The sequence below is a fragment of the Enterobacter cloacae complex sp. P27C genome (genome assembly GCF_014895705.1).
GTDB classification, from domain to species: Bacteria; Pseudomonadota; Gammaproteobacteria; order Enterobacterales; family Enterobacteriaceae; genus Enterobacter; species Enterobacter bugandensis.
In genome coordinates, this window is the sequence record NZ_JADBQB010000006.1 from 77,959 (window position 1) to 99,089 (window position 21,131).

23 protein-coding genes are annotated in these 21,131 nt (G+C 59.1%); 15 read left to right on the forward strand and 8 right to left on the reverse strand.

The window, feature by feature from the left end:
- The 7 genes from gshB to IM291_RS22040 form a co-directional block, all read right to left on the reverse strand.
- On the reverse strand, positions 1-948 hold the full coding sequence (gene gshB / locus IM291_RS13650) for a glutathione synthase (protein WP_155026349.1): 948 nt from the start codon (positions 946-948) through the stop codon (positions 1-3).
- A 19-nt stretch (positions 949-967) separates the two neighbouring features.
- Entirely contained in the window at positions 968-1,699 is a 732-nt protein-coding gene (gene rsmE, locus IM291_RS13655) for a 16S rRNA (uracil(1498)-N(3))-methyltransferase (protein WP_049001469.1), read from the reverse strand.
- A gap of 51 nt (positions 1,700-1,750) precedes the next feature.
- Positions 1,751-2,458: a deoxyribonuclease I gene (gene endA, locus IM291_RS13660; RefSeq protein ID WP_192987106.1), complete on the reverse strand. Its 708-nt coding sequence runs from the start codon at positions 2,456-2,458 to the stop codon at positions 1,751-1,753.
- 94 nt (positions 2,459-2,552) lie between these two features.
- Positions 2,553-3,050 (reverse strand): SprT family zinc-dependent metalloprotease, encoded by a 498-nt coding sequence (locus tag IM291_RS13665; protein WP_192987108.1) that lies wholly within the window; start codon positions 3,048-3,050, stop codon positions 2,553-2,555.
- Between the two features lie 58 nt (positions 3,051-3,108).
- On the reverse strand, positions 3,109-4,506 hold the full coding sequence (galP, locus tag IM291_RS13670; protein WP_045629996.1) for a galactose/proton symporter: 1,398 nt from the start codon (positions 4,504-4,506) through the stop codon (positions 3,109-3,111).
- A 359-nt stretch (positions 4,507-4,865) separates the two neighbouring features.
- Complete coding sequence (gene metK / locus IM291_RS13675; protein WP_041908329.1) at positions 4,866-6,020, reverse strand: methionine adenosyltransferase; 1,155 nt, start codon at positions 6,018-6,020, stop codon at positions 4,866-4,868.
- A 186-nt stretch (positions 6,021-6,206) separates the two neighbouring features.
- Positions 6,207-6,494: a hypothetical protein gene (locus IM291_RS22040; RefSeq protein ID WP_045260764.1), complete on the reverse strand. Its 288-nt coding sequence runs from the start codon at positions 6,492-6,494 to the stop codon at positions 6,207-6,209.
- Between the two features lie 189 nt (positions 6,495-6,683).
- Between IM291_RS22040 and yqgB the strand changes: the two genes are divergently transcribed.
- From yqgB to speB, 3 genes are all read left to right on the forward strand, one after another.
- A complete protein-coding gene (gene yqgB, locus IM291_RS13690) occupies positions 6,684-6,815 on the forward strand; it encodes an acid stress response protein YqgB (protein WP_127312443.1) in 132 nt (43 codons plus the stop codon).
- A gap of 8 nt (positions 6,816-6,823) precedes the next feature.
- Entirely contained in the window at positions 6,824-8,800 is a 1,977-nt protein-coding gene (speA, locus tag IM291_RS13695; protein WP_049001461.1) for a biosynthetic arginine decarboxylase, read from the forward strand.
- Between the two features lie 210 nt (positions 8,801-9,010).
- Positions 9,011-9,931: an agmatinase gene (speB, locus tag IM291_RS13700; protein ID WP_017382921.1), complete on the forward strand. Its 921-nt coding sequence runs from the start codon at positions 9,011-9,013 to the stop codon at positions 9,929-9,931.
- A 3-nt stretch (positions 9,932-9,934) separates the two neighbouring features.
- Here the strand turns inward: speB and IM291_RS13705 are convergent, their stop codons facing one another.
- Positions 9,935-11,146 (reverse strand): MFS transporter, encoded by a 1,212-nt coding sequence (locus IM291_RS13705; RefSeq protein WP_192987110.1) that lies wholly within the window; start codon positions 11,144-11,146, stop codon positions 9,935-9,937.
- 414 nt (positions 11,147-11,560) lie between these two features.
- Here IM291_RS13705 and IM291_RS13710 point away from each other — a divergent pair, with 414 nt between their 5' ends.
- The 12 genes from IM291_RS13710 to IM291_RS13765 all read left to right on the forward strand — a co-directional run bounded on the left by IM291_RS13710 (position 11,561) and on the right by IM291_RS13765 (position 21,122).
- On the forward strand, positions 11,561-11,884 hold the full coding sequence (locus IM291_RS13710) for a non-heme iron oxygenase ferredoxin subunit (protein WP_003860044.1): 324 nt from the start codon (positions 11,561-11,563) through the stop codon (positions 11,882-11,884).
- Positions 11,881-12,189 (forward strand): recombinase-like helix-turn-helix domain-containing protein, encoded by a 309-nt coding sequence (locus IM291_RS13715; RefSeq protein ID WP_028014353.1) that lies wholly within the window; start codon positions 11,881-11,883, stop codon positions 12,187-12,189. Before IM291_RS13710 ends, IM291_RS13715 begins: the two co-directional genes overlap by 4 nt.
- A gap of 10 nt (positions 12,190-12,199) precedes the next feature.
- Positions 12,200-13,222: an aromatic ring-hydroxylating dioxygenase subunit alpha gene (locus tag IM291_RS13720; protein WP_028014352.1), complete on the forward strand. Its 1,023-nt coding sequence runs from the start codon at positions 12,200-12,202 to the stop codon at positions 13,220-13,222.
- Positions 13,222-13,971 (forward strand): SDR family oxidoreductase, encoded by a 750-nt coding sequence (locus IM291_RS13725; protein ID WP_136485051.1) that lies wholly within the window; start codon positions 13,222-13,224, stop codon positions 13,969-13,971. The genes IM291_RS13720 and IM291_RS13725 overlap by 1 nt, the downstream gene beginning before the upstream one ends.
- Before the next feature lie 12 nt (positions 13,972-13,983).
- Positions 13,984-14,772, forward strand: a complete 789-nt coding sequence (locus IM291_RS13730) for an IclR family transcriptional regulator (protein WP_192971640.1) — start codon at positions 13,984-13,986, stop codon at positions 14,770-14,772.
- A gap of 78 nt (positions 14,773-14,850) precedes the next feature.
- A complete protein-coding gene (locus IM291_RS13735) occupies positions 14,851-15,777 on the forward strand; it encodes a VOC family protein (RefSeq protein ID WP_049001452.1) in 927 nt (308 codons plus the stop codon).
- On the forward strand, positions 15,774-16,961 hold the full coding sequence (locus IM291_RS13740) for an NAD(P)/FAD-dependent oxidoreductase (protein WP_126326432.1): 1,188 nt from the start codon (positions 15,774-15,776) through the stop codon (positions 16,959-16,961). The genes IM291_RS13735 and IM291_RS13740 overlap by 4 nt, the downstream gene beginning before the upstream one ends.
- 25 nt (positions 16,962-16,986) lie before the next feature.
- Positions 16,987-18,243, forward strand: a complete 1,257-nt coding sequence (locus tag IM291_RS13745; protein WP_028014347.1) for an MFS transporter — start codon at positions 16,987-16,989, stop codon at positions 18,241-18,243.
- Between the two features lie 10 nt (positions 18,244-18,253).
- Positions 18,254-18,784, forward strand: coding sequence for a cupin domain-containing protein (locus tag IM291_RS13750; RefSeq protein ID WP_017382915.1), 531 nt, complete (start codon positions 18,254-18,256; stop codon positions 18,782-18,784).
- Positions 18,785-18,793: 9 nt separating this feature from the next.
- Positions 18,794-19,564, forward strand: a complete 771-nt coding sequence (locus IM291_RS13755) for an alpha/beta fold hydrolase (protein WP_028014346.1) — start codon at positions 18,794-18,796, stop codon at positions 19,562-19,564.
- On the forward strand, positions 19,548-20,342 hold the full coding sequence (locus IM291_RS13760; protein ID WP_028014345.1) for an SDR family oxidoreductase: 795 nt from the start codon (positions 19,548-19,550) through the stop codon (positions 20,340-20,342). Before IM291_RS13755 ends, IM291_RS13760 begins: the two co-directional genes overlap by 17 nt.
- A 9-nt stretch (positions 20,343-20,351) precedes the next feature.
- Positions 20,352-21,122, forward strand: coding sequence for an aspartate dehydrogenase (locus IM291_RS13765; RefSeq protein ID WP_041908340.1), 771 nt, complete (start codon positions 20,352-20,354; stop codon positions 21,120-21,122).
- The last annotated feature ends 9 nt before the right edge of the window (positions 21,123-21,131 follow it).

Below are 21,131 nucleotides of genomic sequence, written 5' to 3' on the forward strand. Positions count from 1 at the left end.
TTATTTCTGTAAACGTTTTTCGATAGCGTCCATCAGCATTCCGGTGATCGAGATCGGGAACTCCGCTTCGATTTCGCGAATGCAGGTTGGGCTGGTGACGTTAACTTCAGTCAGGCGATCGCCGATGATATCCAGGCCAACGAAGATCAGGCCTTTGGCTTTCAGCGTTGGGCCAACGCGGCGGGCAATTTCCCAGTCGCTTTCGGTTAGCGGGCGCGGCTCGCCGCGGCCACCTGCCGCCAGGTTACCGCGGGTTTCGCCACCCTGTGGGATACGCGCCAGGCAGTAAGGCACCGGCTCACCGTCCACGACCAGCACGCGCTTATCGCCATCTTTGATCGCTGGAATATAGTTTTGCGCCATGCAGTAACGCGTGCCCAGCTCGGTCAGCGTTTCGGCAATCACGCCAATGTTCGGGTCGCCGTTCTTCACGCGGAAAATAGACGCGCCGCCCATGCCGTCCAGCGGCTTCATGATGATGTCGCCGTGCTTCTGCCAGAATTCTTTCAGCTGCGCTTTGCTGCGGGTTACCAGCGTTTCCGGCGTCAGGTCAGAGAACCAGGCGGTGTAAAGCTTCTCGTTGCAGTCGCGCAGGCTCTGCGGCTTGTTGACGATCAGCGTCCCTTTCTCTTCGGCACGCTCAAGGATGTAGGTGCTATAGATGTATTCGGTGTCAAACGGCGGATCTTTACGCATCAGGATGACGTTGAGGTCGGCCAGGGCAATGTCCTGCTCGGTGCCGAATTCGTACCATTTGTCGTAGTTCTGCTCGACGTTAACGATGCGGGTGCGTGCGCGGGCTTCACCGTTGATCAGATAAAGATCGTTCATCTCCATATAGTGGAGCTCATAGCCACGACGCTGCGCTTCCAGCAGCATGGCGAAGCTGGAGTCTTTCTTGATGTTAATGTTTGCGATGGGATCCATCACGATGCCGAGCTTTATCATGTTCTTCTCCGTTAATACTTCAACCCAGATCGCCAAACCTTACCTGTAGCGCGGTTATGGCCGTGAGTGCCGTTGTCTCAGTGCGCAGAACGCGAGGTCCCAACAGAATATCAGTAAACTGGTAGCGCGCCGTCATCGCAATTTCGTCCGCCGACAGGCCGCCTTCGGGACCAATCAGCAGGCGTACGCGCTCAACGGGCAGCGGCAGCGTATTGATGCTGGCGCTGGCGCGCGGATGAAGATTGAGCTTCAGCCCGCTATCCTCTTCTGCACACCAGTCCTCCAGATCCATCGCCGGGCGGATCTCCGGAATACGGTTGCGACCGCTCTGTTCGCAGGCCGCAATGGCGATTTTCTGCCACTGCTGGATCTTTTTGTTCAGACGTTCCGCATCCAGTTTAACGCCACAGCGCTCGGAAAAAAGTGGCGTAATGAGGCTTACACCCAGCTCAATGGATTTTTGAATGGTGAACTCCATCTTTTCTCCGCGCGACATCACCTGCCCAAGGTGGATATGCAGCGGCGATTCACGGTCGTCCACTTCGCCGCGCAAGACATTCACATGCACGCTTTTTTTATCCGCCCGCGTGATTTCCGCGTCGAAAACCTGATTAGAGCCGTCGAACAGCTGTATTGCCTGGCCAGCCCCCATGCGCAGCACGCGACCAACGTGGTTAGCGGCGTCGTCAGACAGGACGATCTCGCGGCCTGCGGTAATCAGTTCTGGGTGGTAAATGCGGGGAATGCGCATAGTCAAAAATTCCATATGTCATGCGGTATAAGCGAATTGCCGTAGTGTAGGTTAGCTCTTTTGCGCCTGGCAAGCCCGCTGGACGTAAGGGTTATGATTCCCCTGGACCCTGGCAATGCGTTCGTCGCGCTGGCACTCCCACTCCGTCACCGGGTACTGCTTGTCCCAGGCGTTGAATAACTGCGTCTGCTGGCGGGAGAGGTTGAGGTCGTAACGGTCGCGCATATAGAAATAGGTGCGGGCAATGCTGCCGCGCGCGCGGGCAGGCGGCTCGGCGACTTTCTCTTTAAAATCCACCTTCATTCCACACTGGCCGTACTGGCCTTCGCCACCGTTCCACTGGCTGTACATGAAATTGCCGCGGTCACCGTTCACTTCACCCACGGCGGGCTGCAGGTTATGCATATCGCTTTCCATCTGACGGTAGACAGGATCTTTAGAACAGTTTTTACGTCCGCCATCCTGCCAGCACTGGCGCTGGTGGCCAAACTGCCAGGCCGGAACGACGTGTTCCCATTCAATTCGGCTGGCGCGGTTTTCGTTTTTACGCACCTTGTAGCCGCATGACGCAAGATCAACGACCCCTTTTTTACCCTGCCAGTTAATTTTACAGCCGCAGTAGAAATCGCCCGGCACATCGGCGTTCACCTTCACGCCTGCCGCTTTGGCCTGGGAAAAACTGTTGATACCGTCGGCCAGCGCAGGGCCTGAGAGCGCCGTCGCCAGAAAAGCGACCGCGAGAGAAACATTACGGGACATCTTACACTCCGTGTCAAAACGAGCCCGCAACGTAACGAATGTTGTTCCTGTATGCAATCAGTCAGATCAGGAAAGTTCCTGAAAGTTCAGGTCATTACTCCGCAATCAGCGGTTCGCCGCATTTGACGCAGCGGTAGGTCGCCTCGCCGCGCACCACGCGGTTATGGCGGCGGACGGTAAGCTGGTGCTGCTGACACTGGCAGCGATAGGGGAAGGTATTGCGGCGTACCGATTCCAGCTCGAACTGATGGGTACGGCGCGCCGGAACGCCGAGCACCGCCTCCATCATCCATTTCCACTCTTTTCCATGCGGCGAGACGCGTCCGAAGTGTTTCCACACCAGAAGGTGCGCCAGCTCGTGCGGCACCACTTCTTCAATAAACGCCTGCTGGTTTTCCATCATCAGCACCGGGTTCAGGCGGATCTCGTACGATTCCAGCCAGGCGGTGCCGGCTGCGGTGCCGCGCTGCTGATAGACCAGCTTCGGTTCAGGGTAATTGCGGCCGAGTTTCAGATTCGCCTGGGCAAGTTTTTCCCGCAGGCTGCGCATAACGGCTTGCTGAATGGCGATGGGGAGACGGGGAGCTTTCATAGGGGCAGAGCATAAAGCGGGAAGCGGGGAGGCGCAAGAGGCGCCTCCCGCAAGAGGATTAGTCGTGGGCGCCGATTTCGCGCAGCGGACGACCTTTCATCAGGTTACGTTCAATATGTTCCAGAGAAACATGTTTGGTTTCTGGAACCAGCCAGATGGTCAGCACAATAAAGAAGATATTCAGACCGGCGTAGACCCAGAAGGTGTTGGCATTGCCCAGGGTGTTGAGCATGGTCAGGAACGTTGCGCCGACGATCATGTTGGCAATCCAGTTGGTTGCGGTAGAGCAGGTGATACCAAAATCACGCCCTTTCAGCGGCTGGATTTCAGAGCACAGTACCCAAATCAGCGGACCGGCGCTCATCGCAAACCCGACGATAAACATCAGCAGCATACCCACCGCGAAGTACTGGGCGGTTGGGGAGTGGATGCCCACATGCATCATCGTACCGAGAACGCCCATACCCGTCGCCATCACCAGGAAGCCCAGGGTCAGGGTTGGCTTACGACCCCAGCGGTCCACCAGGCCGATGGCGATAAAGGTCGCCAGCACGTTGGTCAGGCCCACAATAACGGTGCCCCACATCTGCTCGGTGGTGTTGGTGTAGCCCGCCAGTTCAAAGATTTTTGGCGCGTAGTACATGATGACGTTCATCCCGGTGAACTGCTGCATCACCTGCAGCAGCACGCCGAGGAACACCGCCCGACGGAAGTTGCTGTTCTCTTTAAACAGCGCCCAGCCGGACTGTTTTACCTTCAGGCTTTCGCGGATCTCTTCCAGCTCGTTTTTCGCTTCCGCGCTGGTATCGCGCAGGCGGAGCAGCACGCGTTCGGCATCAACGAAGCGACGTTTGGCGGCAAACCAGCGCGGGCTGTCCGGCAGGAAGAAGACGCCAATCAGCAGCAGAATAGCCGGGATGATGATCACGCCGAGCATCCAGCGCCATGCGCCGCTGTAGCTGAACGCGGTATCGGACAGGTAAGCGCCGAGAATACCGATGGTGATCATCAGCTGGTACATGGAAATCATGCTGCCGCGGATTTTCTCCGGCGCTATTTCGGAGAGGTAGAGCGGGGCGGTGTAAGACGCCACGCCCACCGCAAGGCCCAGCAGCACGCGGGAAAGAATAAGCACTTCAACGTTAGGGGCGGCAGCGGAGAAGAGCGAACCGGCGACGAAGAGGATCGCACCGATCATCAGGCTCTTTTTGCGTCCGAGCTTGAAGGAGAGCCAGCCGCTGCCGACGGCCCCAACGGCCGCACCGAACATCATGGAGCTAACCACCCATTCCTGGGTATGCGCGTTAATCTGGAATTCGTCTGCGATAAAGGGAAGAGCGCCGGCAATGACGCCGATATCCAGGCCAAAGAGTAATCCTGCCAGGGCGGCGAGGAAGCAGACGAAGAAAGTCATCGCCTTGTTGGACGTACGCCCCTGTTTTTTATTGTCAGGCATTATGCCCTCCAGTTGGGTTATCAGTTTTATTGATGATAAGGGTAGGTGAGCGACCCGTAAAAATATGTGAGATTAATCACAATGGTGTAATCGGTTACACTAACGTGCAACCGTAAAAATTATTAAAGCTTTGAAAATATAGAGGTAAACGAGGTGATGCGCATCGCGTTTGTTTGAATTTCAGACTTAACTGAAAGGAAATGTAACAGCAGAAGAAAGGCGAACATGCAAAGAGATTATTCTGAAAGCGGAGTGGTGCCGGTGCGGTGTAATCGCTTTCAGTTGTGCGGCTTTAGCCGCCACCCGACATAAAAAAAGCCAGCACAAAGGCTGGCCTGTTTAATACTCTCGGCTGTCGATTACTTCAGACCGGCAGCCTCACGCAGCAGAGCGGCTTTGTCGGTTTTTTCCCATGGGAAATGTTCACGACCAAAGTGACCGTATGCAGCGGTTTCCTGGTAGATTGGGTGCAGCAGATCCAGCATCTGAATCAGGCCGTATGGACGCAGGTCGAAGAACTCGCGCACCAGCAGGGTCAGCTGTTCTGAAGGCACTTTCTCCGTGCCGAAGGTTTCCACCATGATGGAGGTTGGCTCAGCCACGCCGATAGCGTAGGAAACCTGAATTTCACAGCGGTCAGCCAGGCCGGCAGCAACGATGTTTTTCGCCACATAACGTGCAGCATACGCGGCAGAACGGTCAACTTTAGACGGATCTTTACCGGAGAACGCGCCGCCACCGTGACGCGCCATGCCGCCGTAGGTATCAACGATGATTTTACGACCGGTCAGGCCGCAGTCGCCCATTGGGCCGCCGATAACAAAGCGTCCGGTTGGGTTGATGAAGAATTTGGTTGCTGAGCTCAGCCATTCGGTTGGCAGAACCGGCTTGATGATCTCTTCCATCACTGCTTCCTGCAGGGATTTCTGATCGATCTCTTCGGCATGCTGGGTAGACAGCACCACCGCATCAATACCGACGATTTTGCCGTCGTCGTACTGGAAGGTGACCTGGCTTTTCGCATCCGGGCGCAGCCACGGCAGGGTGCCGTTTTTACGCACTTCAGCCTGACGCTGCACCAGACGGTGTGCGTAGGTCACAGGTGCTGGCATCAGCACGTCGGTTTCGTTGGTTGCATAACCGAACATCAGGCCCTGGTCGCCCGCGCCTTGTTCCAGCGGATCGGCACGGTCAACGCCCTGGTTGATGTCCGGAGACTGTTTGCCAATCGCGCTCAGTACCGCGCAGGAGTTGGCATCAAAGCCCATATCAGAATGTACATAGCCGATCTCACGCACCGTGTTACGGGTGATCTCTTCGATATCAACCCATGCGCTGGTGGTGATCTCACCGCCAACCAGAACCATGCCGGTTTTGACATAGGTTTCACACGCTACGCGCGCTTTAGGATCCTGCGCCAGGATCGCATCCAGCACCGCATCGGAGATTTGGTCAGCAATTTTATCAGGATGTCCTTCTGATACGGACTCGGACGTAAACAGGTGTTTTGCCATGTTTTATTTCACCTAAGAGGAATTTGGTTAGCTCAAGCTGCTGTGTGGAATAGCCAAAGGAGATAATTCTACCAAGGCCTGCAGGTTTTTGACACTGGCAGTATGAGTGTTAATCAGTATAGATGGATTAACATCTGGATGGCTATTTTAGGTCACTTCTTCGCCCGATTTCCAGTTTTTTTTGATTCATCTCTCACTGCGTTGAAATGGCTGCTGGAAATTTTTCCTGACGCTGCTGGCAACACGCGTATTTTTGTTTTGCTTTTTAGCCCCCTTCTCGGTATAAAACGCGGCGCGCGGCTCATATAAAATCAGCGCTCGATGAATACATCGTGTCGCCACTTCCAGCCGGGTTAAGCAGTGAACTTTTAGCTTTGGCTTGGGGTCCGTTTCATCAGAGGCGGCCGTGGAGGTGATACGAGATAATGAACCATCGTTTTCCGCTAATTCAGCGCTGCCGTTCTGGCGCGCCATTGATTCCCGCAACCCGCATTTCTAGTCTGCAAACCTGCCGATGTTATACCCATCTCGGCGCTTCTCAGGATTCAAGGGCCGGTTACGCTCTGTGAAAACTGAACAAGGGCGCTCTTGTTAATACAAGAGTTTTCTCGTGGTTTCGCCGAACCTTGTCATACAGAGTTCGGATACGTGTTTTACAATGATATGAATAAGAAACCGGTCGCACGGTCTGGATTTCAGCATACTCTGCTGGGAAACGGAGCCGTTTATGGGTTGTTATCGCCGTATAACGCTGCGATAGTAGTCAACTGTTTTACACTTAATACAAAGAGTTGAGGTTCGCTATGTCTGACGACATGTCTTCTTTTTCGCCTTCGTCAGCGGGCGAACAGGGTGTACTACGTTCTATGCAGGAGGTTGCGATGAGCTCCCAGGAAGCCAGCAAGATGCTGCGCACCTACAATATTGCCTGGTGGGGCAATAACTACTACGACGTCAACGAGCTGGGCCACATCAGCGTCTGCCCGGACCCGGACGTCCCTGAAGCGCGCGTGGATCTCGCTAAGCTGGTGAAGGCCCGTGAAGCTCAGGGCCAGCGTTTGCCTGCACTGTTCTGCTTCCCGCAGATCCTGCAACATCGCCTGCGTTCGATTAACGCCGCCTTCAAGCGCGCGCGTGAATCCTACGGCTATAAAGGCGACTACTTCCTGGTTTACCCGATCAAGGTGAACCAGCACCGCCGCGTAATCGAATCCCTGATCCACTCCGGCGAACCGCTGGGACTGGAAGCAGGCTCCAAAGCGGAGCTGATGGCGGTTCTGGCGCACGCGGGCATGACCCGGTCGGTGATCGTCTGTAACGGCTATAAAGACCGCGAATACATTCGTCTGGCGCTGATTGGCGAGAAGATGGGCCACAAGGTCTATCTGGTTATCGAGAAGATGACCGAAATTGCCATCGTGCTGGAAGAGGCCGAGCGTCTGAACGTGATCCCACGCCTCGGCGTGCGTGCGCGTCTGGCGTCGCAGGGTTCCGGTAAATGGCAGTCTTCCGGCGGTGAAAAATCCAAGTTCGGCCTCGCGGCGAACCAGGTGCTGCAACTGGTGGAGATCCTGCGCGAGCGCGGTCGTCTGGACAGCATTCAGCTGCTGCACTTCCACCTCGGCTCGCAGATGGCCAATATCCGCGACATCGCCACCGGCGTGCGTGAATCCGCGCGTTTCTACGTTGAGCTGCACAAGCTTGGCGTGAATATTCAGTGCTTCGACGTGGGCGGTGGCCTGGGCGTGGACTACGAAGGAACCCGCTCCCAGTCCGACTGCTCGGTGAACTACGGCCTGAACGAATACGCCAACAACATCATCTGGGCGATTGGCGATGCCTGTGAAGAGCACGGCCTGCCGCACCCGACGGTGATCACCGAATCTGGCCGCGCGGTTACCGCGCACCATACGGTGCTGGTGTCTAATATCATTGGCGTTGAGCGCAGCGAAATCACCGAAGCGACGCCTCCGCAAGATGATGCCCCACGTTCCCTGCAAAGCATGTGGGAAACCTGGCAGGAAATGCACGAGCCGGGCACGCGTCGCTCCCTACGCGAATGGCTGCATGACAGCCAGATGGATCTGCACGATATCCACGTCGGCTACTCGTCAGGCACCTTCAGCCTGCAAGAGCGCGCGTGGGCGGAGCAGCTCTACCTGAACATGTGCCATGAAGTGCAGAAACAGCTCGACCCGAGCAACCGCGCGCATCGTCCGATTATCGACGAGTTGCAGGAGCGTATGGCGGACAAAATGTACGTCAACTTCTCCCTGTTCCAGTCGATGCCGGATGCCTGGGGTATCGACCAGCTGTTCCCGGTTCTGCCGCTGGAAGGGCTGAACCACGCCCCGGAACGTCGCGCGGTGCTGCTGGACATCACCTGTGACTCTGACGGCGCGATTGACCACTACGTTGACGGTGACGGTATCGCAACGACGATGCCAATGCCGGAGTACGATCCGGAGAACCCGCCAATGCTGGGCTTCTTTATGGTGGGTGCGTATCAGGAGATCCTCGGCAACATGCACAACCTGTTCGGTGATACCGAAGCGGTTGACGTGTTTGTCTTCCCTGACGGCAGCGTCGAGGTTGAGCTGTCCGACGAAGGGGACACCGTGGCGGACATGCTGGAATACGTGCAGCTGGATCCGAAAAAACTGCTCACCCAGTTCCGCGACCAGGTGAAAAACACCGGTCTGGACGATGCGCTGCAGCAGCAGTTCCTGGAAGAGTTTGAAGCGGGTCTGTACGGGTACACCTACCTGGAAGACGAGTAGTAAAACCTCCCTCTCCCGGTGGGAGAGGGTTGGGGTGAGGGCATCAGACCGCACAATGCCCTATACTCACTTGAACCCGTATGAATTAACGGCGATAATTCGCCCCAATATGCGATTTACGAATCAATCCCTTCCTCGTCGGGTTTAACGACGCGGAGGGGATTTTTTTTCATCTGTTTTTAATGTATCGACGTTAAAAGAGGTCAGGACATGAGCACTTTAGGTCATCAGTACGATAACTCTCTGGTATCTAACGCGTTTGGTTTTTTACGCCTTCCAATGAACTTCCAGCCGTACGACAGCGATGCGGACTGGGTGATCACCGGCGTGCCGTTCGACATGGCAACCTCCGGTCGTGCGGGTGGACGTCACGGCCCGGCGGCAATCCGTCAGGTTTCCACCAACCTGGCCTGGGAGCACAACCGCTTCCCGTGGAACTTCGACATGCGCGAGCGCCTGAACGTGGTGGACTGCGGTGACCTGGTGTACGCCTTCGGCGACGCGCGTGAGATGAGCGAAAAGCTGCAGGCGCACGCCGAGAAGCTGCTGGCGGCCGGCAAGCGCATGCTCTCCTTCGGTGGTGACCACTTCGTCACTCTGCCGCTGCTGCGCGCCCACGCGAAGCACTTCGGTAAAATGGCGCTGGTGCACTTCGATGCGCATACCGACACTTACGCGAACGGCTGCGAGTTCGACCACGGCACCATGTTCTACACCGCGCCGAAAGAAGGCCTGATCGATCCGAACCACTCTGTGCAGATCGGCATCCGTACCGAGTTCGACAAAGACAACGGTTTCACCGTGCTGGACGCCGGCCAGGTGAACGATCGCGGCGTGGACGATATTCTGGCTCAGGTTAAGCAGATCGTCGGCGATATGCCTGTATACCTGACCTTCGATATCGACTGCCTGGATCCGGCGTTTGCACCGGGTACTGGTACGCCGGTGATTGGCGGCCTGACGTCAGACCGCGCCATCAAGCTGGTGCGTGGCCTGAAGGATCTGAACATCGTTGGGATGGACGTGGTGGAAGTGGCGCCAGCCTATGACCAGTCCGAAATCACCGCGCTTGCCGCGGCGACCCTGGCGCTGGAAATGCTCTACATCCAGGCCGCGAAAAAAGGCGAATAAGCCTTACGCGCTGATTGCTGCTGCGCGACGCATGCGCAGCAGCAACATTCCCCCGGCAAGCAGGGTGATACCCTGCGAGACGACCAGCACCGAAAAGCCTGAGCTGACTGACCCTACCGACCTCATCACCATCCCCATCAGCAGCGGAATAAACGCCGCGCAGATATTGCCGATCCCGTTGATAATGCCGTAAGCGCTGCCCACCGCTTCCCGCGCGGCGTGATGCTGGATCACCGCCGGAATAGCCGCCCCCTGTAGTCCCCAGAAGATATTCGCCGAGAGCATAAACAGCGCCAGCCAGGCAGGCTGATGGCTGAGCATCAGCGCGACCACGGACAGCGCCGTCAGCGCGCCGCCCACCACAAACAGCATTGGCGCCTGTTCCGGACGCATTTTGTCGAGCAGCACCCCGCCGAGGAACTTCGAGCCCAGACTCAGCAGGAAGGGAATGGCCGCAAGCATGCCCGTGGCGTGCAGCGAGAAATGATGCTCGTCGCGCAGCCACGCGGGCAGCCAGGCGCTGCTCCCCCAGAGATAGCTCAGGGTGGCAATCTCCACCAGCAGGATCCACCCGAGCAGCGGCGTTTGCCAGGCCAGCGAAAACGTCTCTGTAAAGCCCGGTTTTTTGATTTTCTCCGCACCCCGCGGCGCGGGCAGGAAGCGCCAGACAAGGCCGCCACCCAGCACCAGATTTAATACCGCCAGGGCATAAAACGATCCGGCCCAGCCGAGATGCGCCATCAGCCACGTTACCAGCGGAAAGCCCACGGCCAGCCCGAGCGAGACGCCCAGCGCGGTCACGGCGTTGGGTTTGCCGATCTCCTGCGCGCTAAAGTGATCGCTGATGAAGCGCGTTTTCAGCGAAAAGAGCGGCCCCTCAGCGATCCCCAGGATCGTGCGCGCGACGAGCATGCCCATCAGCGATCCGAGCAGCGGTGAAATGGCGCATACCGCTGCCCACATCGCTATGCTGCTCAATAATCCCTGTCGATAATGGAGTTTGCTTTCAATAACCGGAGTTAATAATAAAGCTGAAAATCCATAACCCAGCAGAAAACAGGTCATAAGCATTCCCTGTAACATTCTGTTTTCATTTAGCTGAAAATGCTGAGCAAATTCCGGGTCTAAAATCATGACAGAAATATTCACCCGGTCAACGTAGGAAATAATAATCAGTAATAACAGTGCCACTGTGCCCTGCCATCTTGCCGTCATAACGCCTGCCTTATGTTTTTGCTTATTTCTATTTTTATGCGCGTGATTATCACGTGGGTAAAATGGTTTACCTGTGAAACTCATTGTTTATTAAGGTAAAAATAAAATTAAGTTTCACAGGTGAAACACGATGTTTTTCGCTTCTTTTATTTTTAAGGAACAAAAAGAAAAGAAGTCAATCACTGTTTATTAAAATTTAAGGCCATCGATAAATCGTATTCTTTAACACCGCAATAATGAAAATTTCATATCGCTGCATTTTTTCGTGATCCTTTGCACACTTAGTTAATTAATTACCGTTTGATTAACAAATTCGTCACATTGCTGCTTGACGAAACATTCATCGCTTTTATATTGACCGTATTAAATAAGAAACAGAGTTTCATATATGAAACAAAAGCCTGGAGGATCGTGATGAGCTGGATAGGCGTATGTGACGCAGAACAAGTACAGGAAGATTTCCCTTTTAGCGGCAACGTCGACGGTAAAGAGATCGGCGTGTATTTGATTGACGGTGAATATTACGCGCTGGAAGACGTATGCCCCCACGCCTATGCCCTGCTGAGCCAGGGCTTCGTGGAGGACGGCAAGGTGGAATGCCCGCTGCACGAGGCGGTCTTCGACGTCAAAACCGGTCAGTGCCTGCACGGCCCCGGCGGGCGCAACCTCAACCGCTACCCGGTTCGGGTTTTTGAAAACCAGATTCAGATTACCTTCGTCGAGGAGACCGTGGCATGAGCGACACCCTGAACTACAACCCGGCGCTGCCGGAAAGCCGTCAGTTTGCCCCACCGGCTGAGGGCGGTAACGGTGCGATCCATAAGCCGGGTGATTACCAGAACCTGATCTGGCAGACCCGCAGCCGCGAGCCGGAAAGCTGGGAAGTGAACCTTATCGCCACGCTGGAAGATCTCTTCGAGCAGGGAGTTGAAACTTTACCGGAGCTGGTGAACGGGCTGAACGCGGTGCGCATGCACGATCAGCAGGGCGAGCCGTGGAGCGAGGCCAGCTTCCAGGCATTCTTACAGGTTAACGGCTACTGAGGGCAACGCGATGACGACTACCGTACAACACTATCTCGATAAAGGTCTGCGCGGCCTCTGGTATCCGGTGCTGGCGAGCTGGGAGGTGCAGTCTGCACCGGTGGGCATTACCCGCCTGGGCGAACAGATTGTGGTCTGGCGCAACAAAGACGGCCAGGTGCAGGCGCTGGAGGACCGCTGTCCGCACCGCGGCGCACGCCTGTCGATGGGCTGGAACCTGGGCGACCGCATTGCCTGCTGGTATCACGGCGTGGAGGTCGCGGGCAACGGCGAGGTGAAAGACGTGCCCGCCGTGGACAAATGCCCGCTGGTCGGCCAGCAGTGCGTGCGCAGCTACAACGTGCAGGAGGCGCACGGCGCAATCTTCCTGTGGTTTGGCGTCACCGCAGACCAGCAGCCGGACGAGCTGACCTTCCCGGACGAGCTCGCCGATACGGACAGCTTCAGCAACTTCCTCTGCACCGCCGCGTGGAAATGCAATTACCAGTACGCGCTGGAAAACGTGATGGATCCGATGCACGGCACCTATCTGCACTCCTCGTCGCACTCGATGGCGGAAGGGGATCGCAAGGCCGACATGGTGCTCCAGCCGACCAAAACCGGCTTCATCTTTGAGAAAAAGGGGCAGAGCGGCGTCAATTTCGACTGGGTGGAGCTGGGCAACAGCGGCACCTGCTGGATGCGCCTCTCCATTCCGTACAAGAAGCGTTTCGGGCCGGGCGGCCACTTCTTTATCGTCGGCATGGTGGTGCCGGAAGATAACGACAACTGCCGCGTCTTCTTCTGGCGCATTCGCCGGGTGCAGGGCTGGCAGCGCGACATGTGGCGCTTCATGTACCGCAACCGTCTGGAAAAACTGCACTGGGAAGTGCTGGAGCAGGACCGCGTGGTGCTGGAAAGCCTGGCGCCAAACGCCCGCGACCATGAATACCTGTATCAGCACGACGTCGGCCTCTCGCGCCTGCGCCGCATGATGCAAAAGGCCGCCAAAGAGCAACTGGCGATGCGCGAAGAACAGCAGGGAGCCGCCTGATGAACGGGCTGCTGAGCGGCAAACGCATCGTCATAACCGGCGCCGCGCGCGGGCTGGGCTTTCACTTTGCCAAAGCCTGCGCGGAGCAGGGCGCGGCGGTGGTGATGTGCGACATCCTCAAGGGTGAGCTGGCCGAAAGCGCCCACGCCCTGAGCGAGCGGGGCTATGCGATCGAATCGCATGTTATCGATCTGGCCGATCCGCAGTCCATTGAGCAGGTGTTCAGCGCGATTGGCGAGCAGGGTCAGATCGATGGCCTGGTGAACAACGCGGCGATGGCGACGGGCGTCGGCGGCAAAAATATGCTCGATTACGATCCGGATCTCTGGGATCGGGTGATGAGCGTCAACGTCAAAGGCACCTGGCTGGTGTCGCGCGCCGCAGTGCCGCTGCTGCGCGAGGGCGCGGGTATCGTGAACGTTGCGTCCGACACCGCGCTGTGGGGCGCGCCGCGCCTGATGGCCTACGTCGCCAGTAAGGGCGCCGTGATCGCCATGACCCGCTCAATGGCGCGCGAACTGGGCGAAAAGCGTATACGCATTAATGCCATCGCGCCGGGGTTAACCCGCGTCGAGGCGACCGAATATGTTCCGGCCGAGCGCCATCAGCTCTACGAGAATGGCCGCGCGTTAACCGGCGCGCAGCAGCCGGAAGACGTCACCGGCAGCGTGGTCTGGCTGTTAAGCGATCTGTCGCGGTTTATCACCGGGCAGCTGATCCCGGTCAACGGCGGTTTTGTCTTTAACTAAGGTGTGGCGATTATGGCAAACGATCAGGAAGTGAAGTATCTGGTGCCGGGGCTGGAGCGCGGTTTACAGCTGCTGTTGGCCTTTGGCGAGCAGCATCGCGATCTGACCTTTGCCGAGCTGCACCGGCTGGTGGATATGCCGAAGGCGACCGCCTATCGCGTGGTGCAGACGCTGGAGTACATGGGCTTTCTGGAGCGCAACGCGCGTACCAATACCTTTTCGCTGGGCATGAACGTGCTGCGTCTCGGCTTTGAGTACATCGCCTCGCTGGACGTGGCGCAGGTCGGCCAGCCGGTGATTGAGCAGCTGCGCGACGTCAGCCAGTGCAGCAGCCATCTGGCGATCCGCGACGGGCGCGACATTATCTACATCGCCCGCGTCAGTGCCGCCGGGTCGCGCATCAATCAGGTCAGCATTGGCACCCGCCTGCCGGTGCACTGCACCTCGCTGGGCCGCATGCTGCTGACCGATATTACCCGCGCCGATTTCGAACAGTTGTTCCCGCACGAGCGCCTGCCGGGCAACGCGCCGGGGCAGCTTCACGACCGCGAAGCCCTGTGGCAGATGGTGCAGCAGGACAAAGCCCGCGGGTTTGTCATCGGCGAATCCTTCTTCCGCCACGGCATCTCCTCCATCGTCTACCCGGTGTATGACCGAAGCGGACGCGTGGCGGCGGTGGTCAGCATTCTGGTGCCGTCGGAGGAGATCCCGCAGACCGACCGTGAGCGGCTGCAAAACGAGGTTCGCCTCGCGGCGGATAAAATTTCTGGCTTCTTAGGCTATTTGTCACAGGCCAGCTAAATCAGTGAGTTAACGTCAGGCGCTTGACTGCGTCGGGCATGTTTTACGCCCAATTTGGGCCAGATGAGGCAACGAACGATGAGTGTAACCGGAATTGAAAAGCTGGAATTTGGCGTGGAAGACCTGACGCACTGCGCCAAATTTATGCGTGATTTTGGCCTGACGGGCGATGCCAGCGGCCAGCGTTTTACCACCCTGAGCGGCGCGCGCGTGGAGCTGAACCCCATCGACAGCCCCGACCTGCCGCCGGCGTTTGAAGCGGGCAACACCCTGCGCCGCATGACCTGGGCGGTGGCCGCACAGTCCGATCTCGACGCGCTGCGCCCGAAGCTGGCGAGACAGCCCGGCTTTCGCGAAGTGGGCGACGCGCTGGAATGCCTCGATCCGAACGGCATGACCCTGCGCGTGCAGGTCAGCCAGCAGACCGACGTGGAGCTGAACGTTGAGCCGATCAACCAGTGGGGCGATGCCCGCCGTATCGACACGCCCAGCCCGGTTTACGATCGTGCGCAGCCGATCAACGTCGGGCACGTGGTGTTCTTCGTGGAGGAGCTGGCGGCGGTGGAGAAATTCTACCGCGAGGTGCTCGGCTTCCAGGTTTCGGACCGCTACATCAACCGCGCCGTGTTCCTGCGCTGCGGGGCGCGCGGCGGACATCACAACCTGTTCCTGCTGCAACTGCCGAACCGCAAGCGCGGCCTCAACCACGTGGCCTTCACCGTGCGCGACATCCACGAGGTGATCGGCGGCGGTATCGCGATGAATAAAAATGAATGGAGCACCTTTATCGGGCCGGGCCGCCATCCGGTGTCGTCGGCCTATTTCTGGTACGTCAATAGCCCGACCGGCGGCGCGTTTGAGTATTACACCAACGACGACTATCTGACGGAAAACTGGCAGCCGCGCGAGCTGGAGCACTCCCTGGTCTCCTTTACCGAATGGGCGGTAGAAGGCGGGATTGACCACGACACCCGCCGCCAGCAGAAAAAGCCGGAGGCGGTATGACGTCGCGCATTGTCATTATCGGTGGCGGTCAGGCGGGCGGCTGGGCGGCGAAAACCCTGCGCGACGAGAGCTTCGACGGCGAGATCTGCGTGGTGGCGGAAGAGGAGTGGGATTTCTACGAACGTCCGCCGCTGTCGAAAGCGTCTCTGCTGGAGCCGGACGCGGCGCTCCCGCGGCTGTTTAGCGAAGAAGCACAGCAGGCGCTGAACCTGACCTGGTACCGCCCGCTGCGTGCTGAATCAGTCGATCGCGAAGCGAAAACTGTGCGTTTAAGCAACGGCGAACGTCTTAGTTACAACATGCTTTTAATGGCCACCGGCGGGCGGGCGCGCCTGCCTTCGCAGGCATGGGCGGCGCATCCGCAGGTCTACACTCTTCGCCACTGGCAGGATGCGCAGCGCCTGAAGGCGCGTCTGGCGGAAAGTAAAAAACTGGCGATCGTCGGCGGCGGCTGGATCGGCCTTGAGATTGCAGCTTCCGCGCGCAAAAGCGGCGTAGCGGTCACGCTGTTCGAGCAGCAGCCCGCGCTGTGCATGCGCTCGGTTAGCGGCGAGGTGTCGCAGCGCTTAGAGGCTATCCATCGCGAACAGGGGGTGGAGATCCGTACCGGCTGCGGCGCGCTGGAGCTGGAGGACGATAATGGCCTGCCGGTCATGCACTGCGACGGCCAGCGCGAAACCTTTGACGCGGTGGTGGTGGGGATCGGCGTCGATCTCAATCTGGAGCTGGCGCGCGATGCGGGACTTCGCACCGAGCGGGGGATCGTGGTGGACGCCCAGGGGCGCACGTCCGATCCGTTCATCTTTGCCGCCGGCGACGTGGCGCAGCACCATCACTACGGCCTGTGCATTCAGTCCTGGGCCTTCGCCCAGAATCAGGCGGTGGCGACGGCGAAAGCCATGCTTAACCCCGATGCGCCAGGCTACGACGACGCGCCGTGGCTGTGGTCGGATCAATATCAGCACAACATCCAGATCCTCGGCATTCCGCAGCCGGGCAGCCGAACGATAGTGCGTGAAGAGGCGCTGTACTTCTCGCTGGACGACAACGGTCGGCTAACGCAGCTGGTGGCGTTCAACGATGCGCGCACCGTCAAGCTGGCGAAGCGCTGGATGGCGGCGGGGCGGGACCTGTCGGACGTACCGCTCGCCGATCCGGCTTTTTCACTGATGTCACTGCGATAGCTAACCCGCACCCGTAGGGGGAGACATGACCACATTAGAGACCAACACCGCGCCCGTCGAGGCGAGCGGTGAGGGAACCCGCACGCCTGAAAAAGCGGTGCGCTGGGCCATTCCGCTGTCGCTGCTGGCCTGCGTGCTGCTGGCCTTTTTCGACAAAATCAGCATCGCGGCGCTCTTTTCCGACACCCATTTCCAGCAGGCCATGGGCATCGATTTTGACACCACGCGCCTCGGCATTCTGATGAGCGCCTTCCTGCTGAGCTATGGCTTTTCGTCGGTATTTTTGAGCGGTTTAGGCGACAAAATCGCGCCGCTGCGCCTGCTCACCGGGATGATGGTGGTGTGGTGCGCGCTGATGGTGGCGATGGGCTTTACCCATAACTACACGCTAATGATCGTCCTGCGCATCCTGCTGGGCGTGGCGGAAGGACCGCTGTTCCCGCTGGCTTTCGCCATCGTGCGCCACAACTTCCCGCAGCATTTACAGGCGCGCGCCACCATGCTCTGGCTGCTGGGCACGCCGGTCGGCGCGGCGATTGGCTTCCCGCTCTCCCTGTGGCTGCTGAACACCTTCGGCTGGCAGAGCACCTTCTTTGTCATGGCAATGCTGACCGTGCCGGTGCTTATCTTTGTGCGCGTTGGCCTGCGCGGGATCCGTCTGGAAGCAAAACCCGGTACCTCGCAGGCGTCTCAGGACGAGCGGCGCGCGGCGCGGCGCGAGCTGTTTGTCAGCCCGCACTTCTGGATCATCTGCATCTTTAACATCGCCTTTCTGACCTACCTGTGGGGCATCAACGGCTGGCTGCCGGGCTATCTCATCAAGGGCAAAGGCATTCACCTGGAGCACGCGGGCTGGCTGTCGTCGATGCCGTTCATCGCCATGCTGGCGGGAGAGGTGATTGGCGCGTGGCTCTCTGACCGGGTCGATAAGCGCGCGGCGGCCTGCTTTATCTCGATGGCGGGGGCGGCGGTAGGCCTGGCGGCGGTGATGCACCTCGACACCCCGCTTGCCATCATCGCGGCGATGAGCTTCAGCACCTTTATGTGGGGCACCGGCGCCCCCAACATTTTCGCCCTGCTGGCGAAAGCCACCCATCCCCGGGTGAGCGCCACGGCGGGCGGCATCTTCAACGGGCTGGGAAACTTTGCGGGCGCGCTGTCGCCGGCGGTGATGGGCGCGCTGATCGCCTTCACCCACAGCATGGATTCCGGGCTGATTTTTCTGGCGGTGATGGCGGCGGTGGGCTGCGTCCTGTTACTGCCGCTGCTGAGACGTTACTGAGGAGAGTGTCATGACTGATTCAACCGTAACCAACAAAACAGGCATCAAACCTGACCACCTGACGATGGAAGAGTGGGTCGAGTCGCGCATCGCGCGCTTCGAAGGCCGCAAGTACGACTGGAACGCGCTGAAGTTCCAGGCCGATTTTGACCCGAAATACCGCCGGGCGCAGATGCGCTACATCGGCACCGGCGCAACCGGCGTGGCGAACGACACCAACACCGTGCAGGCGGACCATTTCACCTTCTCTACCATGGTGCTGCCGTCGAAGTGCGAAGGGCCGCTGCACCTGCACGACGACGTGGAGGAGGTGTTCTTCATGCTCAAAGGGCAGATCACGCTGATGATCCAGGACGGCGACAACTACACCGAAACCGTGCTGCGCGAGCGTGACCTGATCTCCGTCCCGCCGGGCATCTATCGCGGCCTGTTTAACCACGGGGAAGAAGAGGCGCTGATGTGCGTCATGCTGGGAACCAACAAGCCGGAAATCCCGACCTATCCCTCCGATCATCCGCTCTCAAAAGTGAAGCGGAACTAAGGGGGCGACATGACGGCTTTTCGTGAACAGGGAAGCGGCATCCCGCTGATGCTGCTGCACGGGATCAGCTCTGGCGCTGCGTCCTGGCATAAGCAGATGGCGCTGGAGGGCTTTCGCGTGCTGGCGTGGGACATGCCCGGTTACGGCGAAAGCCCGATGCTGGCGGTTGAGCGGGCGAACGCGGGAGATTACGCCGACGCGCTGGCGGCGATGCTCGACCGCGCAGGCGTCTGGCAGGCGGTACTGGTGGGCCATTCCCTGGGGGCGCTGGTGGCCAGCGCGTTTGCGGCGAAGTTCCCTGAACGCGTCATTCATCTGGTGCTGGCGGACGCCGCGCAGGGCTACGGTAATGCCGCGCCGGAGCAGCGAGAGCAGGTCTGGCGTAATCGCGAGCAGCAGATGGCGCTCGGTGGCGACATTCTCGCGCAGACCCGCGCCGCGAAGCTGCTGCGCCCCGGCGCGCGCGCAGAAGATATCGCCACCGTCGCGGCGGGCATGCGCAGGCTGCGCCCGGAAGGCTACCTCGCTGCCGCGTGGATGCTGGCGCATGACGACATTCACGGCTGGCTTAAGCGTTACGCCGGTCAATTTGAAGTCTGGTGCGGCGAGCAGGACGCGATCACGCAGCCCGAGCTGGTACAGGGGCTGGCGCTGCGCTACGGCATGCCGTTTACCGCGATTCCGCAGGCCGGACACGCGAGCTATCTCGATAACGACGCGTTTTTTAATCAACAGCTTTTACGCATTAACGAAGAGGTGCGCGATGAATGCACACATTGACGGCCGCGTAGCGGTCGTTACCGGCGGTTCGTCCGGCATTGGCTTTGAAACGCTGCGCCTGCTGCTGGGCGAAGGGGCGAAAGTCGCCTTCTGCGGTCGCGACCCGGACCGGCTCGCCAGCGCCCATGCGACGCTGCAAAACGACTATCCCGACGGGGAGATTTTCTCTTACCGCTGCGACGTGCTGAATGCCGACGAGGTGCAGGCCTTCGCGGATGCGGTGCAGGCGCGCTTTGGCGCGGCGGATATGCTGATCAACAACGCCGGTCAGGGCTACGTGGCGCACTTCAGCGACACCCCGCGCGAGGCGTGGCTGCACGAAGCCGAACTTAAACTGTTTGGCGTCATTAATCCGGTACAGGCGTTTCAGCCGCTGCTGGAACGGTCCGACATCGCCTCCATCACCTGCGTGAACTCCCTGCTGGCGCTTCAGCCGGAAGAGCACATGATCGCCACGTCGGCAGCTCGCGCCGCGCTGCTGAACATGACGCTGACGCTCTCGAAAGAGCTGGTAGGCAAAGGCATTCGCGTCAATTCCATACTGCTTGGCATGGTCGAGTCCGGCCAGTGGCAGCGCCGCTTTGAAAGCCGGGCGGATAAAAGCCAGAGCTGGCCGGAGTGGACGGCGGAGATCGCGCGCAAGCGTGGCATTCCGATGGCGCGTCTCGGCAAGCCGCAGGAGCCCGCGCAGGCGCTGCTGTTTCTCGCCTCACCGCTGGCCTCGTTTACCACCGGCGCGGCGCTGGACGTTTCCGGCGGCTTTTGCCGCCATCTGTAAGGACGCATCATGAAAAAGGTAATGTTAATTGGTTATGGCGCCATGGCGCAGGCGGTGATTGAGCGTCTGCCCGCTGGCGTGGCTATCGGCTGGATCGTGGCGCGCGCGTCTCACCATGCCGCCATTCGCGACCAGTTTGGCGATGCGGTCGAGGCGCTGACCTCGCCGATGGCGTGCGCACAAACGCCCGATCTGGTGCTGGAGTGCGCCAGCCAGCAGGCGGTTGCGCAGTACGGCGAAGCGATTCTGCGTCGCGGCTGGCATCTGGCGGTCATTTCCACCGGCGCGCTGGCAGACAGCGCGCTGGAGCAGCGCCTGCTCGCGGCGGGCGGAAAACTGACGCTGCTTTCCGGGGCGGTGGCCGGCATCGACGGGCTGGCGGCGGCGAAGGAGGGCGGGCTTGAGCGCGTCACCTATCAGTCGCGTAAAAGCCCGGCCAGCTGGCGCGGCAGCTACGCCGAGCAGCTTATCGATCTTAACGCGGTCTCAGAGGCGAAGGTCTTTTTTGAAGGCAGCGCCCGCGAGGCGGCGCGCCTGTTCCCGGCGAACGCCAACGTGGCGGCGACCGTGGCGCTCGGCGGCGTCGGGATGGATGAAACCCGCGTGCAGCTGATGGTTGACCCGGCAACGAAACGTAACACCCACACGCTGCACGTAGAAGGGCTGTTTGGCGAATTCCATCTGGAGCTGAGCGGGCTGCCGCTGGCGTCTAACCCTAAAACCTCCACCCTGGCGGCACTCAGCGCGGTGCGCGCCTGCCGCGAGCTGGCCCTGAGCTGAGGAGTGACG

Coding starts and splice junctions, on each gene's coding strand:
- gshB (WP_155026349.1), bottom strand. CDS start 948: ATGATAAAGCTCGGCATCGTGATGGATCCCATCGCAAACATTAACATC.
- rsmE (WP_049001469.1), bottom strand. CDS start 1,699: ATGCGCATTCCCCGCATTTACCACCCAGAACTGATTACCGCAGGCCGC.
- endA (WP_192987106.1), bottom strand. CDS start 2,458: ATGTCCCGTAATGTTTCTCTCGCGGTCGCTTTTCTGGCGACGGCGCTC.
- IM291_RS13665 (WP_192987108.1), bottom strand. CDS start 3,050: ATGAAAGCTCCCCGTCTCCCCATCGCCATTCAGCAAGCCGTTATGCGC.
- galP (WP_045629996.1), bottom strand. CDS start 4,506: ATGCCTGACAATAAAAAACAGGGGCGTACGTCCAACAAGGCGATGACT.
- metK (WP_041908329.1), bottom strand. CDS start 6,020: ATGGCAAAACACCTGTTTACGTCCGAGTCCGTATCAGAAGGACATCCT.
- IM291_RS22040 (WP_045260764.1), bottom strand. CDS start 6,494: ATGGCGCGCCAGAACGGCAGCGCTGAATTAGCGGAAAACGATGGTTCA.
- yqgB (WP_127312443.1), top strand. CDS start 6,684: ATGAATAAGAAACCGGTCGCACGGTCTGGATTTCAGCATACTCTGCTG.
- speA (WP_049001461.1), top strand. CDS start 6,824: ATGTCTGACGACATGTCTTCTTTTTCGCCTTCGTCAGCGGGCGAACAG.
- speB (WP_017382921.1), top strand. CDS start 9,011: ATGAGCACTTTAGGTCATCAGTACGATAACTCTCTGGTATCTAACGCG.
- IM291_RS13705 (WP_192987110.1), bottom strand. CDS start 11,146: ATGACGGCAAGATGGCAGGGCACAGTGGCACTGTTATTACTGATTATT.
- IM291_RS13710 (WP_003860044.1), top strand. CDS start 11,561: ATGAGCTGGATAGGCGTATGTGACGCAGAACAAGTACAGGAAGATTTC.
- IM291_RS13715 (WP_028014353.1), top strand. CDS start 11,881: ATGAGCGACACCCTGAACTACAACCCGGCGCTGCCGGAAAGCCGTCAG.
- IM291_RS13720 (WP_028014352.1), top strand. CDS start 12,200: ATGACGACTACCGTACAACACTATCTCGATAAAGGTCTGCGCGGCCTC.
- IM291_RS13725 (WP_136485051.1), top strand. CDS start 13,222: ATGAACGGGCTGCTGAGCGGCAAACGCATCGTCATAACCGGCGCCGCG.
- IM291_RS13730 (WP_192971640.1), top strand. CDS start 13,984: ATGGCAAACGATCAGGAAGTGAAGTATCTGGTGCCGGGGCTGGAGCGC.
- IM291_RS13735 (WP_049001452.1), top strand. CDS start 14,851: ATGAGTGTAACCGGAATTGAAAAGCTGGAATTTGGCGTGGAAGACCTG.
- IM291_RS13740 (WP_126326432.1), top strand. CDS start 15,774: ATGACGTCGCGCATTGTCATTATCGGTGGCGGTCAGGCGGGCGGCTGG.
- IM291_RS13745 (WP_028014347.1), top strand. CDS start 16,987: ATGACCACATTAGAGACCAACACCGCGCCCGTCGAGGCGAGCGGTGAG.
- IM291_RS13750 (WP_017382915.1), top strand. CDS start 18,254: ATGACTGATTCAACCGTAACCAACAAAACAGGCATCAAACCTGACCAC.
- IM291_RS13755 (WP_028014346.1), top strand. CDS start 18,794: ATGACGGCTTTTCGTGAACAGGGAAGCGGCATCCCGCTGATGCTGCTG.
- IM291_RS13760 (WP_028014345.1), top strand. CDS start 19,548: ATGAATGCACACATTGACGGCCGCGTAGCGGTCGTTACCGGCGGTTCG.
- IM291_RS13765 (WP_041908340.1), top strand. CDS start 20,352: ATGAAAAAGGTAATGTTAATTGGTTATGGCGCCATGGCGCAGGCGGTG.